General features: G+C 68.4%; 14 protein-coding genes. 1 reads left to right on the top strand and 13 read right to left on the bottom strand.

The features are described 5' to 3' along the window. Positions 1 to 38 precede the first annotated feature (38 nt). From DAT35_RS27100 to DAT35_RS27040, 13 genes are all read right to left on the bottom strand, one after another. The gene (locus DAT35_RS27100; protein ID WP_108070201.1) at positions 39 to 3116 is read right to left on the bottom strand and encodes a PQQ-binding-like beta-propeller repeat protein; all 3078 of its coding nucleotides are present in this window, start codon (positions 3114 to 3116) and stop codon (positions 39 to 41) included. A 12-nt stretch (positions 3117 to 3128) separates the two neighbouring features. Further along, positions 3129 to 3635 (bottom strand): hypothetical protein, encoded by a 507-nt coding sequence (locus tag DAT35_RS27095; RefSeq protein ID WP_146209899.1) that lies wholly within the window; start codon positions 3633 to 3635, stop codon positions 3129 to 3131. Continuing rightward, positions 3632 to 3922, bottom strand: coding sequence for a PqqD family protein (locus DAT35_RS27090; RefSeq protein WP_108070197.1), 291 nt, complete (start codon positions 3920 to 3922; stop codon positions 3632 to 3634). Before DAT35_RS27090 ends, DAT35_RS27095 begins: the two co-directional genes overlap by 4 nt. Beyond that, complete coding sequence (locus DAT35_RS27085; protein WP_255415210.1) at positions 3919 to 4326, bottom strand: S24/S26 family peptidase; 408 nt, start codon at positions 4324 to 4326, stop codon at positions 3919 to 3921. The genes DAT35_RS27090 and DAT35_RS27085 overlap by 4 nt, the downstream gene beginning before the upstream one ends. A gap of 117 nt (positions 4327 to 4443) precedes the next feature. Next, positions 4444 to 5700, bottom strand: coding sequence for a histidine--tRNA ligase (gene hisS / locus DAT35_RS27080; protein WP_233261741.1), 1257 nt, complete (start codon positions 5698 to 5700; stop codon positions 4444 to 4446). 26 nt (positions 5701 to 5726) lie between these two features. After that, a complete protein-coding gene (gene asd / locus DAT35_RS27075; protein WP_108070191.1) occupies positions 5727 to 6569 on the bottom strand; it encodes an archaetidylserine decarboxylase in 843 nt (280 codons plus the stop codon). Positions 6570 to 6621: 52 nt separating this feature from the next. Beyond that, entirely contained in the window at positions 6622 to 7344 is a 723-nt protein-coding gene (locus DAT35_RS27070; RefSeq protein ID WP_233261723.1) for a hypothetical protein, read from the bottom strand. A gap of 83 nt (positions 7345 to 7427) precedes the next feature. Beyond that, positions 7428 to 8159 (bottom strand): metallophosphoesterase, encoded by a 732-nt coding sequence (locus tag DAT35_RS27065; RefSeq protein ID WP_108070189.1) that lies wholly within the window; start codon positions 8157 to 8159, stop codon positions 7428 to 7430. Positions 8160 to 8189: 30 nt separating this feature from the next. Continuing rightward, the gene (locus DAT35_RS27060) at positions 8190 to 8537 is read right to left on the bottom strand and encodes a TIGR02266 family protein (protein ID WP_108070187.1); all 348 of its coding nucleotides are present in this window, start codon (positions 8535 to 8537) and stop codon (positions 8190 to 8192) included. Positions 8538 to 8677: 140 nt separating this feature from the next. After that, on the bottom strand, positions 8678 to 9601 hold the full coding sequence (locus DAT35_RS27055; protein WP_108070185.1) for a PfkB family carbohydrate kinase: 924 nt from the start codon (positions 9599 to 9601) through the stop codon (positions 8678 to 8680). Positions 9602 to 9720: 119 nt separating this feature from the next. Then, positions 9721 to 11247, bottom strand: coding sequence for an MlaD family protein (locus tag DAT35_RS27050; protein ID WP_108070183.1), 1527 nt, complete (start codon positions 11245 to 11247; stop codon positions 9721 to 9723). Between the two features lie 12 nt (positions 11248 to 11259). After that, a complete protein-coding gene (locus tag DAT35_RS27045) occupies positions 11260 to 12000 on the bottom strand; it encodes an ABC transporter ATP-binding protein (protein WP_108070181.1) in 741 nt (246 codons plus the stop codon). Between the two features lie 23 nt (positions 12001 to 12023). Beyond that, positions 12024 to 12845: an ABC transporter permease gene (locus tag DAT35_RS27040; protein ID WP_108070179.1), complete on the bottom strand. Its 822-nt coding sequence runs from the start codon at positions 12843 to 12845 to the stop codon at positions 12024 to 12026. Positions 12846 to 13048: 203 nt separating this feature from the next. On the opposite strand from DAT35_RS27040, the gene DAT35_RS27035 reads away from it, so the two are divergent. Next, positions 13049 to 13627: a hypothetical protein gene (locus DAT35_RS27035; protein WP_108070177.1), complete on the top strand. Its 579-nt coding sequence runs from the start codon at positions 13049 to 13051 to the stop codon at positions 13625 to 13627. Positions 13628 to 13645 lie beyond the last annotated feature (18 nt).

The raw sequence follows: 13645 nt of genomic DNA, 5'->3' as shown, positions 1-13645 counted from the left end.
CTCCGGAGGCTGGAGCAGGCTCACGCGTCATGGGCGGCTCAGGGGAACGGCACCGGGAAGGCACAGACGCGCCCATCCTGGGTGCCCACGTGGAGGCGCGACACGGTGTTGTCCACCGTGGGCGTGCCGATGGCCAGAGCACCGGGCAGGGAGACCTGCTTGCCGTCCGCGCCGGTGGTGAAGTCCAGCTCGTGCAGCTTCTCGTCCTTGCCGCCGACGTAGAGACGCTGCACGCCGCCGCTGGTGAACGAGAAGTTCCCGGACGGGCTCGGGATGGGGGTGGACCAGACCTTCTTCACCGTGGTGCCCGAGGTGGTGGTGGTGACGCTCCAGCGCTCCACCCGGCCCTCCGCATCGGTGGCACCCAGGATGCTCACGACGAAGCCGCCATTCACCGGACGGGCGTACTGGGAGAACGCGGGCACCGAGGCCGAGGGCCGGCTCGCCACGGGCGCGCTCCAGGCAACCGTCATCCCCACCATGTCGATGCCGTACACCGAGCCGTCGCTGTTCGTCACGAGCGCCAGGGGCGTCGTCGAGCCGTAGCGGACGATGCCGAGGTCGATGTCTCCGAGGGACAGCCGGGCCAGCTCCGTGCCGGTGAGGGAGTCCAGGACGCGCAGCGAGGCGAGCGAGCCCCCATTGGAGCGGGCGCCCACGTACAGGCGATTGTACGAGTAGTCGATCAACATGCCCCCGCCCACCATGCCGAGATCGCCCGGGGCGTACGTCCACACGGGCGCGCCGGTGGCGGCATCGAGCGCCACCACGGTGTTGTTGGTGCCGGTGCTCAACCGGGTGGCGAAGAAGGCCAGGTCTCGCCCGGGGAAGGCCGCCTTGTAGGCCGCGTTGGTGCTGGTGGTGTTGTAGAGCTGCACCACCGGGAAGGACTGGATGGTGCCGAGCGGCGTGGTGCTCCGCCAGAGGACCTCGCCGGTGTCGGTGCGGATGGCGTACGTGTAGCCCGCCTGATCGCCGGTGAGGATGTACTGCCCGGGCAGACCGGACAGCGGAACGACGGGGAAGCGGCTCTGCACGGCGCCCTGGAGCTGCACGGGCCGCCAGCGCTCGTTGCCGTCGAGCGAGGGCGTGGATGTATTCGTCAGGTTGGCCGTCACGCGGCCCGAGGTGTTGGAGGTGAAGATGCCCACGCCGAGCTCGGTGATGGGCTGCTGCAACGTGGAGAAGCCCACGCTGTAGCACCACAGCGGCTGGCCGGGCCCTCGGCTGGTGGGGACGGACTTCAACCCGAGCGACTGCGGCGCATTGCCGGGCGAGTACCGGTACAGCGCGTCATGGTTGTGGATCCGGTAGACATAGGCCGTGCCATTGGTGAGCCCGGAGTCCTCGAAGGTGGAGGCCACGCTCAGCTCATCCGAGTACACCACTGTCGCGTTGCCGAGCGCCTCGCCCGCCCCATAGCGCCGGCCCGGCTCGGGGGCGGTGTTGGGGGCGGCGCCCACGGCGCGCAGCACGAGCACCCCGTCATGATCGGACGGGTTGGTCCACACGAGCGTGTTGCGACCCTGGCCGGCGATCGCCACCAGGGAGTCCACCTCGGGTATCACGCGGTTGACGAAGACGGTGACGGGAGCGTCCACGCGGAAGACGGTGGAGCCGTCGGCCAGCGTGAGCTCCATCTGGTGGAGGAACGTCGTGTCCCGGGTGACGGCGCCGATGGAGGCGTAGTCGAAGGAAAAGCTCCTGCTCTGGCCCGAGGTGATGCCGGGCTGCCCGGTGGGAGCGGTCCACTCGTAGCCCTTCGGGTTGCTGGTGACGGCTCTCGGGCTCCACCCGCTGGCATCGCCCGCGAAGGGGGTGGCCGACACCTGGAAGAAGGTGGCGTCGGGCGTGAGCAGCTTCACCTTGCGGATCTCCTCCGTGCCGCCGTTGTAGACGGTGTAGCGGAGCGTGCGGTTGGTGGCGCCGCCGATGACGGAGGCCGGCTCGAGGGACAGCCGGTGCTCCACGATGCGCCCCTGCCCCGAGAGCACCCGGCTGGTGGAAATGGGGGAGCCCGAGCGTGTGGCGTCCGACTGGACCTCGAACTGGAATGTGGAGCCCACGGGCCCTTCCACCTTGTACTTCCAGACGAAGCTGACGGACGTGCCGGCATTGAGCGCCGGGGACTTCGCTGGCGTGGGGCCGCTCAGGAGCGTGGGCACCGCGGTGCCGAGGAAGGCCGGCGCGCGGGGCACCACGTCCCGGTAGTTGTCGGTGGACGGGTTGCTCACGGTGAGCCGGAGCGTGACGGTGTCGCCGGAGATGATGTTGGAGGGGAGCGCCTCGGCGAGTGCCGGGAAGCTGCTCACGTTCACCTGCGGCGAGGAGGTCGGCGCGGAGCTCACCGTGCCGTTGCCCGCCGAGGTCTGGAAGGCAGCGGTCCCCTCCCCCGTGGCCCGCAGCTTCGCGGTGAAGGTCCCGGTGGCACCGGGCGCGAGGGAGAGCGACGCCGGGGAGAACGCCGTCACCACCGTGTCGAAGCGCGCGCCGCCCACCACCAGCGGGCCGCTTGGGGTGATGCTCCCCTGGTTCGCCAGCGATCGGTTCACCACGACGAGCTGCACCGTGACATCGCTCCCGAGCTGGAGGGTCCGAGGCAGGGCCGTGACGGTCGCGGACAGGCCCACGCGCTTCCAGCGCGCCAGTGCCGGGTTCCCGGAGAACGTGGTGCCTCCGGGGCACGTGTCCGAGGCCATGCTCGACTTGTTCTGATTGTTCCCGCCCACCAGAGCGTCCGTGACGTCGGCGTTGGCCGCGATGCCCACGAGCCGCAGGGTGAAGCGCGCGGAGGCCCCCGGCGCGAGCCCCAGGGGCCCGGGGCTGCAGGAGCCACTCGCCCGGTAGGTGATGCGGCGCTCCTTGCGATCGATGGTGCCCACCGTCCAGCCCGCGGGGGCGTCGCCGCCGTCGATGTCATAGGCGGTGCCGTCGACGGCGAGGCTGAGCTCGTTGATGGGCCGGGTGCTGGTGGAGGCGTTGCGGACCTCGAAGACGAGCGAGGAGATCTCCCCCATCACCGCGGTGCCATCGACGGGCGTGACGGTCCACGCGTTCTGGGCCAGCGCGGTGGCGGGCAGCAGCAGAGCCAGGAGCGTGAGCAGGCGTGTGTTCATGGTGGCGCCTTCTCAGCGATCCAGGGTGAAGGTGACGGTGGTCAGGGGCGCTCCATCGACGAAGAAGCGCGCCTCCCACGTCCCACTCAGGCCGTGGATGGGAATGTTCGTCCCCGCTACCGGCAGGCTGAAGACGAGCTCGCGCTCCTCCGTGGGGACGGCCACCACCGTCCGGGTATGCCGTTCGTACGCCGCGGGGCCGGGGGCCAGGAGCTCCGCGTCCACCGACGCCGAGCCAACGATGCCGCTCACGCGCAGCCGCACCTCCACCGAGGTCACATCCGACAGGCCTCGCGTGCCCTCGGGCACATAGAGCACCTCCGCCCTGCCCACGAGCGGTGGCAGTGGAGGCGTGGGCCGCACCACCGGGGAGATGCCGTTCCACGACACCTCCACAGGGGGGACCCCGGGCCCGGGGTCCGCCGGGGGCTCCCCTCCACCCCCGGGAGGGCTCGGGGGAAGGCCCTCATCACAGGCGGCCAGACACAGGAGCACCGACGCCAACGCGAGCGCCCTCATCGAAGCACCTCCACCGCATCCAACAGCCCATGTCCCGCGAGTTGCTCGAGCAGACGCAGGCTGTCCCCGAGCACCCGCTCCACGTCCACGCCGTACTCGAGCGCCACCACGCCAGCGATGTCCCGCGCGGTGCGCTTGCCGTCACTCAGCTCCCAGATGCGCGCCGCGGTGTCGTTGAGTCCCCGCAGCATCCGCCCTTCCGGCTCCATCACCACGAAGTCCGCGCCGAAGCGCTGACCGTCCGAGCCCTCGCGCCGGCGGGGGATGCTCTCGGCCCGGAAGCTCATGCGCGCCTCCGCCGGAGCAGGGCCGCCAGTCCGCGCTTCACCACCACGCGCCAGCGTCCCCAACGCTGGGGTCCGTGATCCCACCGGCCCGGCGCGAGCACCTCACCGCCCCGGCGCACGAGACTCACCCGCCCCAGCACTCGCGCACGCGGCAGCGGCGGATCCTCCGCCCACGCGTTGTCTCCGAGCAGCACGCAGGTGTCCCCGTTACTGCTGCGCACGCGGTGCACCACCAGCGCATGCGCGAAGCGCGCGAGCACCACCTCACCCGGGCGGGGTGCCTCCGCCAGGGGCTCCACGCCAGCCAGGTCCCCCGAACGCAACGAGGGCCACATGCTGTCTCCCTTTATGAGAATCCAGCACAGGCCCTCGTCTCGAAGTCCCCGCGTCCAGCCTGGTGGCATCACTGGAGCGGAATTGTAACGTCACAGCCAGGACACACCAAACCGGCCGCCCGTTCAACCCCTTGGATTCACAAGGGGTTCTCTGGTTTTCCCGGCTAGGAGCGGCTCTGGAGCCGCTCAGGAGGCCGCGGCGGGCTTCGCGAGCGCCTCGCGCACGGTCTGGGCCAGGTTCTCCAGCTGCACGGACAGGGGCTCGCCCCCCGCCATGCGCTTGAGCTGGGCCTGGCCGCTCTGACGCTCGGCCTCGCCGAGCACCAGCGCGAAGGTGGCGCCCACCTTGTCGGCGCGCTTCATCTGGCTCTTGAGGCTGCCGCCGCGCGTGTCGAACTCCACGCGCAGGCCCTCGCGGCGCAGCCGGCTGGCCAGCGTGAAGGCCACGTCCGCCGAGCCCTCGTCCGCCACGGCGATGAAGAGATCCGCGGGCTGGCCGTACTTCTGGCCGCTCTCCTTGAGCAGCAGGCAGAGCCGATCCAACCCCAGGCCGAAGCCCACGGCGGGCACGTCCGGCCCTCCGAGGCTCTTCACCAGCTTGTCGTAGCGGCCCCCGCCGCCCACGGTGCTGGCGGTGCCCAGCGCCGGGTGCGCGGCGATGAACTCGAAGGTGGTACGCGTGTAGTAGTCCAGCCCGCGCATGATGCGGGGGTTGACCACGTATTTGATCCCCAGCGCGTCCAGCTTGCGCTGCACCTCGCCGAAGTGCGCGCGGCACGGCTCGCACAGCGACTCGAGGATGTTGGGCGCGGCGCTGGCGATCTGCTGGCAGCGCTCCACCTTGCAGTCGAGCACCCGGAGCGGGTTCTTCACCAGGCGCACCTGGCAGTCCGCGCACAGCTCGCTGGCGTGCCCGCGCAGGTGCTCCACGAGCCGCTCCTGGTAGGCGGGCCGGCACGCGTCGTCGCCCAGCGAGTTGATGTTGAGCGACACGTCCGTCAGCCCCAGCTTCTGCAGGAGCTGCACGACCATGTCCATCATCTCCACGTCCTGAGCGGGCTCCTTCGAGCCATAGCCCTCGGCGCCGATCTGGTGGAACTGGCGGTAGCGGCCCGTCTTCATCCGCTCGTAGCGGAACATGGGGCCCATGTAGAACCAGCGCGTGAGCGGCTCCTGGTTGCTGATGGAGTGCTCAATGTACGCGCGGGCCGCCGGAGCGGTGCCCTCGGGACGCAGGGACAGGCTGCGGCCGCCCTTGTCCTCGAAGGTGTACATCTCCTTGCCGACGATGTCGGTCGTCTCGCCCACGCTGCGCACGAAGAGCCCGGTGTCCTCCACCGTGGGCGTGCGCACCTCAGCGTAGCCGAAGCGGCCGAACACGTCCCGGGCGGTGCTCTCGACGTGCTGCCACACCTCCACGTCGCCGGGGAGGATGTCGTTCATGCCCTTGACGCCGGAAACCTTCTGACTCACGGAATCACTCCAATCCGCCGGCCCATGCGCACCACCGCCTCGGGCTGGAGGCTGTCGTCCCACTTCACGCGCCCCGGCTCGAAGACGAGGATGACGGTGGAGCCCATCTCGAAGCGGCCCAGCTCTCCACCCTTCTCCACCGCAATGGGGCTGTCGAAGCGGTGCACCTTGCCCGGCTTGCCCTGGTGGGTGATGACGTCCGCGTACTCGGCCTTGATGCGCGACACACAGGTGGCGCCCACCTTCACCACGGCGCACCGGCCGGCCACCGTGTCCAGGTACGTGACGAGCCGCTCGTTGACGCAGAAGAGCGACTGCTTGTTCTTCACCGAGGCCGGGTTGACGGGCCAGAACTCGCCCGGGATGTAGGCGTAGCCGGTGATCTTCCCGCCCAGCGGCGAGTGGATGCGGTGGTAGTCGCGCGGAGACAGGTAGATGGTGGTCCAGGCGCCGCCGTGGAAGGGCTTCGCGGCCTCCTCGTCCCCGAGCAGCTCGCCCACGGTGTAGTGGATGCCCTTGGCCTGCATGACGCGCCCGTGCTCGGCGTAGCCCACCTGGGACACGGCGCCGTCCACGGGAGACACGACCACCTTCTCACCCGGATCCACCGGGCGGGCGCCCGTCTTCAGGCCGCGGGTGAAGAACTGCGCGAACGTGGGGTAGTGCTCCAGGGCGTGCTCGGCCTCGGCGAGGTCCACCTTGTACGCCTTGGCGAAGGCCTTGATGGCCGCCTGGTGCACCGGTGCCGGCGCGGGCAGGCGCGTGGCCATCCCCACCGCCGTGGACAGCGCGGACTTGGGGAGGATCTGCATCAACTTCATGAAGGTCTGTTCGTTCATGACCTGGGGTTCTGTGAGAAAGGTTCTGGAAGTTGAGATGCGCGAGCCCGCTTCAGCGACCGCCATCCGGGGTGGAGCTGCCCGTGCCGCCGTCGGCGGGGACCTCCTGGATGGCGCTCCGCGGCACCATGCCGAGCACCTTGCCGTCTTCGACGATCATCACCATGGCCTGGAGCGAGGCATACTGTTGGCGACACGCCGCGCGATCCGCCAATTCCCAGCGATCGCGCATTCCGCGGCCCTTCACCTCCAGCGGCTCGCCCTTCTGGAAGCAACCGGAGAAGCCGCTCGCCAGCTGGGTCACCGGGGTGCCGACCCCGGGCATGCCCGCCGTTCCGGCATCGGTAGCAGCGTCGGACTCCTCCTCGGGGGGAGGCTCGGAACGCGTGGGAGCGGGCGTCGAGGGAGCGGTGTTGAACCCGGAGGGCATCTGGCTCGGCTGGGTCGCGTTGGCGAGCGCATCGGCCTTGGCCTTGAGCCGGGCCTGGACCTGCTGCTTGCCGACCTGGATGCGGGTGCGCAGATCACCGGCCGCCCGCGCGTCCAGGCTGTCCGCCGGCACCTGGTCCAGCAGCGACTCCACCTCGGAGAGCTGCGGATCCACGAAGGCCTCGTCCCCCTTTTCCGCGTAGAGCTTGCCGAAGCGCGTATGCGCCTGGGCGTACGCCTCGGAGGGCTTGGCGGGCTTGCGGCAGGCCACGGGGGCCGCCGCCAACAGGAGGGCCATCAAGAGGCCGGCGAGCGTCCGGCCGGAAAAGGAGTCGTAGGTACGCACGGGGCCGGTTTTCTACGCCATTTCCGGGCTGCCGCGCCCCTTTTTCTGGTGGATGACCGCGAAGCGCCACCCTCGCGCGGCGGCTACACCCCGAGGAACAGGCGCTTGCCGAAGTTCAGCGCCAGCGACGCGTCGAAGATCTTCTGCGCCGCCGACTCGATGTCGTACTCCACCCGGATGTACTCCACCGTGCGCGCCCCGGTGTCGCAGATCACGAAGCACGCCCGGTTGTCGTAGTCCCGCGGCTGCCCCACGCTGCCCACCGAGATGATGTACTTGTAGCCCCGGCGGATGCCGAACTTCTGCGCCACCACGTCGTGCACCTCGCCATTGCCAATAGCGAACGCCTTGCACAGGTGGCTGTGCCCGATGAACGTCACCTCCGGCAGGTGCTCCACGTACGGGGCCAGCTCCCGCGCCTGCTCCAGCGCGAAGATGTACTCGTACGCCTTGGGCTCCACCGGCGAGCCGTGGCTGAAGCCCACGTCCCCGATCCGGTACGTGTAGGGCAGGCTCTTGAGCCACTCCATGTTCTCGTCGGACAGCACGCTGGCGGACCAGTCGAGCGCGTGGCGGGCGGCGTCGTAGTAGTACGAGTAGTCCATCCGCCCGGCCACCGCCGCGTCGTGGTTACCCAGCAACGTCACCTCGGTCACCGAGCGCACCAGGTCGCAGCAGGCGTTGGGCGAGGCCCCATAGCCCACGATGTCCCCCAGCGACACGATCCGATCCACCTTCTGTTCTTCCGTGACGCGGAGCACCTCCGTCAGCGCCTCGATGTTGGAGTGGATGTCGGAGATGATCGCGATTCGCATGGTGGTCTCGCCGGTTTCCCCTGCCCGGGCTCAGTTCCCGAACGTGGGTCCTCGCTGCTCTTGGGAAATGATGCGCCGCAGCTGTGCCAGCGCGCCAGGCTCCAGGCCCTCGAACCTCAGACCCATTCCGGGGGGGCCCTTCTCCTGCCGCTGTGGCCGACTCCACACCACCGTGGCCTCGGCCATCACCTCTCGCACCTCCCCGCCGCTCAACCTCAGCAGGGTCCTACGCCCCGTGTCCAGAGGCGTGTTCGTCTTCAGGAACAACCCCCCCTCGCTCAGATTCACGATGCGCGCGTAGAGGGTGATGTTCTCCGCCTCGCACCAGCACCGCAGGCGAGAGGGGAAACGTTCGTGCTTTCGGTTCTCCGTCTGCAACCCGCTTGCCCTCCGGAGCGCGGCCGAGACGCCCTTGACCCACCGACAACCCGCCGCTCTTTCCTGAATTCGCAAGGGCGGAGATTAGTGCCAGTGTAAAATTCCGTCAAGATGGGTCTGCGGCCCCCACCCCGGGCCGGCTAGCCGTCCAGCGGGCCCAGGTCCTCGAAGTGCGTGAGGCGCTTGAACTCGGCGAAGCGGGCGCGGATTTCCGGGCGGCTCACTTCGCGCAGACGCTCGAGGCTGAACTTCTCCACGGTGAAGGAGGCCATGACGCTGCCCATCACCATGGCGCGGCGCAGCACCTCGTTGTCCAGACGGGGGGCGGTGGCGAGCGTGCCCATGAAGCCGCCGGCGAAGGTGTCTCCGGCGCCGGTCGGGTCGAACACGTCGGCCAGGGGCATGGCCGGGCAGGCGAAGACGTGGTCGTGCTCGAAGAGGAGCGCGCCGTACTCGCCGCGCTTGACCACCACGCGCTGGGGGCCCATGGCGAGCACGGCGCGGGCGGCGCGGACGATGTTGTGCTCACCGGAGAGCTGGCGGGCCTCGGCGTCGTTGACGAAGAGCAGGTTGACGCGCTTGAGCGTCTTGAGGAGCGCCGGGCGGCTGCCGTTGATCCAGAAGTTCATGGTGTCGGCGGCCACCAGCTTGGGCGCCTTCACCTGGTCCACCACCTGGGACTGGAGCTCGGGGTGGATGTTGCCCAGGAAGACGAACTGGGCGTCGCGGTACTTCTCGGGCAGACGGGGCGAGAAGGACTGGAAGACGTTGAGCTGGGTGTCCAGCGTCTCGGCCTCGTTGAGCTGGAAGCCGTAGCGGCCCTTCCAGCGGAAGGTGCGGCCCTTCTCCCGGGTGACACCTTCGAGGTCCACTCCCCTGGCCCGGAGGAAGTCCAGGTGGGCCTGGGGAAAGTCCTCCCCCACCACCGCCACGATCTGCGTGGGGGCGAAGAAAGATGCCGAGGTGGAGAAGTAGGTGGCGGAGCCCCCGAGAACGTCTTCCTTCAACCCGAAGGGGGTTTCCACCGAATCCAGCGCAACCGAGCCAACGACGAGAAGTGACATGGGCGTTCCAGGGAGAGAGGCCGAAAAACAGGCACGGGGCTCCCAGGGGACGGCCCGTGCCCGTGCGAGGTACGACTTTTCAACAGGTCAGGTCAAGCCATCCGGAGTCGGCAGCCACATCAGGGCTTGGGAACGACTGGCAGGATGGCCTTCAGATCGTCATCCGTGAAGTAGATGCCGCCACCGAAGAAGAAGTCGCGGCCGGCGAGCATGCGGCGCGTGTTCAGGTCGCGCTTGGGATCGTTGAGGATGTCGTCCATGCCGGCGGTGATGAAGAGCCGGTCGAAGGCCTGGGCCTTCAGCGAGGCGCGGATGCGCGGGTAGCGCAGCTCGTCCACGGAGAAGTTGAAGGCGTCCATCTTCAGCGTGAGGTGATCCTTGAAGAAGTGGAAGTCCGCACCCACGCCGCCGGTGGACTCGATGATGCCGAAGCGCAGCGTGGTGAAGTAGTAGCGCTTGGCGAACTGCGCGCTGATCTTGAAGCCTTCCTTGGTGATCTTCTGCTGCTGGATGACCGGCTCGCCCGAGTTCGGCGGGTTGGTCTGCACCGTCTGCGTCTCGATGGTGCCGCGCGGATCATCCACCAGCTCCAGCAGGTAGTACTTGTCCGGCTTGGGAGCCAGCCGCAGCGACAGGCTGTTCTTCGAGGCCCCCTGCGCCACCAGGTAGGTGGCCTGCAGGCCCACTTCCGTCTGCAACCCGGTGAGCTTGGAGGAGAAGTCGGACAGGTCCTCGACGGACTCGGAGAGCTTCTGGCCCAGGCGCTTGTCGGCCACCAGCGCGCCCACGGCGCCCTCGCCATTCTTCACCCGGGTGGTGATCTCCTCGATGTTGGCCAAGGATCTGTCCAGCCGGTTCATCGTCTGCTTGAGGCTGGCCACGCTCTCCTTCAGGTCCCCTTCCCCGCCGCTGCCGACGATCTTCTGCACCGTGCCCAGCACCTCGCGGGTGTCGTGGGTGATGTACTCGATGTTCTGGACGATCCGCCGGACGCTCTCCTCGTTGGACGCGGTGATGCCGCGCACGTCGGAGCTCACGCCCTCGAAGTTGCGCAGGATGGCGTCCAGCCGCTCGGAGCTGGCGCGCACCGTCAGGTCCACCGAGTCCGACAGGCGCACCAGGTTGTCGACGATGCGCTCGAGCGAACCGGCCCCCTTGTCTCCGCCGAGCACGTCGCGCAGAGCCCCCGTCACCTGCTGGATGTCCGCGGTGATCTGGCTGAGCGTGGCGAACACGGCCTCCATGCCCTGCACGTCGACGACCTTGCGGATCTCCCCTCCGTCCTCCATGGGGGGCGTCATCTCGGTGCCGGGGTTGAGATCCAACAGGTAGTCGCCCAGCAGGGACTCCGAGCGCTTGGACAGGGCGGCGTCCTGGTGCAGGGCCACGTCGCGGCGGATGCGCACCGTCACCCGGGCGCGGGTGCCCTCCAGCTTGACGCTCTCCACCTCGCCCACGGGAATGCCGGCGATCTGGATGCGGCTCTTGGGCCCCAGGCCCGAGGCATCCCGGAAGTAGGCGTGGGCCTGGATGGATTCGTCCTTGCCCAGCCCGCCCTTGCGGGTGAACAGGATGAAGCCGAAGAGGGCTCCGCCGGCGATGATCACCAGCAGGCCTACTCGGAACGGTGTGACGAGCTTCTTCACCGGGGGTCGCTCCTAATCGTTCTTTCCGAACCACGTCTGGAGGAAGACCTTCACCGTCGGGTGCTGCGAGGCGCGCACCTGCTCCGGGGGTCCCTGCTCCAGGATGACGCCCTTGCTGAGGAAGGCGATCTGGTTCGCGATGTTGAAGGCCGAGGCGATGTCGTGACTGATGACGACGCTGGTGATGCCCAGCTCTCGTTGCGCCGCGAGAATCATCTCGTCCACGTAGTCGGTGGTGATGGGATCCAGCCCCGTGGTGGGCTCGTCATAAAGGACGATCTTCGGATTCATCACGATGGCGCGTGCCAGGCCCACGCGCTTGCGCATGCCGCCGGACAGGTCCGCCGGGAACTTCCGCTCCACACTCTGCGGCAGGCCCATCAGATCCAACTTCGACCTCACGAGCTTGCGGATCTCCGGCTCGGGCATCGTCCGGTGCTCGCGCAGGGGAAAGGCCACGTTCTCGTAGACGTCCATGGAGTCGAACAGGGCGGCGGCCTGGAACACCATGCCGAACTTGTGCCGCACCCGCTCAAGGTCGTCGGCACCCATGGGGACGACGTCCTCGCCGTCGATGACGACCTGGCCCTGGTCCGGCTTGAGCAGGCCGATCATGTGCTTCATCAGCACCGTCTTGCCCGAGCCGCTTCCCCCGAGGATGACGCACGTGTTGCCCGCCGACACGGACAGGTTGATGCCCGTGAGCACCTGATGCTGGCCGAAGGACTTGTGCAGGTCGATGATCTCGATCATCGCCCGGGGGGTCGTGTCCGACATCAGTGCAGGAGCACCCCGACGATGAAGTCGAGGATGAAGATGGTGAGCGCGCTGGATACCATGGCCTCGGTGGTGGCCTTGCCCACCCCCTTGGCACCGCCCGAGGCGTTGAAACCCTTGAAGCAGCAAACAAGGGTCACCGCCAGGCCGAAGACGGCGCCCTTGATGAGGCCCTCGTAGACATCCACCGCGTCCAACCACTGCTGGGTGCGAGCGATGAAGGTACCGGCCGACACCCCCTTGGTGCCCACCGACACGACGTAGGCGCCCAGGATGCCGGAGGTGTCGAAGAGCAGCGTGAGGATGGGCACCATGAACAGGCCGGCCAGCACCCGGGGGACCAGGAGGTACTGGATGGGGTTGACGGCCATGGTCTCCAGGGCGTCCACCTGCTCGGTGACGCGCATGGTGCCCAGCTCCGTACACATGGCGGAGCCGGCGCGCATGGTGACCATCAGCGCGGAGAATACGGGGGCCAGCTCGCGCGTGAGCACCAGCGCCACGGTAGGTCCCACCAGACTCTCCGCGTCGAACATCTCGAAGGCGCGCGAGGACTGGTGGGCGAACACCATGCCGGTGAAGAGCCCCGTGAGCAGGACGATGAAGACGCTGCCCACCCCCACGAAGTCCAGCTGGGAGAAGAGGTTGATCCACCGGAAGGGCCGGCGCACCCCCCAGCGGGCCACGTCGAACCCCAGCGTGACGAGGCTGCCCAGCTCCTCCACCTTCGAGATGGCGCTCCGCCCCACGTCCTCGACTGTCTGGACGAGCAGGGAGGGCTGCTGGGGCTGCTCCGCCTTCTGTGCGTTCTCGGATGCCACGGGTGGGCCCTACTCTACGTGGCCCCATTCCCGGCACAAGCAATCGCTCTGGCCCCGAAGCCCCCCTCCGCCTCCCGGCACCCCGGGCGTCCAGGCGCGGACTCCGGAGGTCACAAAGGGGGTTTCTCCCGTGACCACTTGCCGTTATGTTCCGCCCCCCTTTTTCATCCCCCCTTCCCCAGAGAAGCGAGAAGCACACAGTCATGGCGACCCAACACAAGGTCGGCGGCGAGGTCGACGCGTTCTGCACCCGGTGCCGGCTCACGCTTGCCCACACCATCCTCGCGATGGTGGGCACGAAGATCGCTCGAGTCCGCTGCAACACCTGCAACGGAGACCACGCCTTCCGTTCCGCGCCGGGCACCACGGACAGGCCGAGCCCCTCCGCGTCCCGCTCGAGCAGCGGTGGCACCGGTGGCACGCGCGCCCCCCGAGCCAGCAGATCCAGCGAGGAGAAGGTGATCATCTCCTTCGAGGAGCAGCTCGCGGGCAAGGACATCGCCAACGCGCCTCGTTACAGCCCCAAGGATACCTACCAGATGGATCAGGTCATCCAGCATCCCACCTTCGGGCTGGGGCTGGTGACGGCCGTCCGCGGGGACAAGGTAGACATCACCTTCAAGTCGGAGACGAAGACGCTCGTCCACGGCCGCGCCGGCGCCCCCACCGAGAAGCCGGTCTTCAGCCCGCCCAGCGCGAAAGCTACGGGCCCAGCGGACAAGCCGCAGGCTGGAACGCCGGAAGAGCCTGCTTCTCCGCCAGCCAGCCCCGCTGAGGGTTGACAGAGGCGCCGGGGAGGC

This window comes from Vitiosangium sp. GDMCC 1.1324 (genome assembly GCF_003044305.1).
Taxonomy (GTDB): domain Bacteria; phylum Myxococcota; class Myxococcia; order Myxococcales; family Myxococcaceae; genus Archangium.
This window is presented reverse-complemented; position numbering and strand designations above follow the sequence as displayed.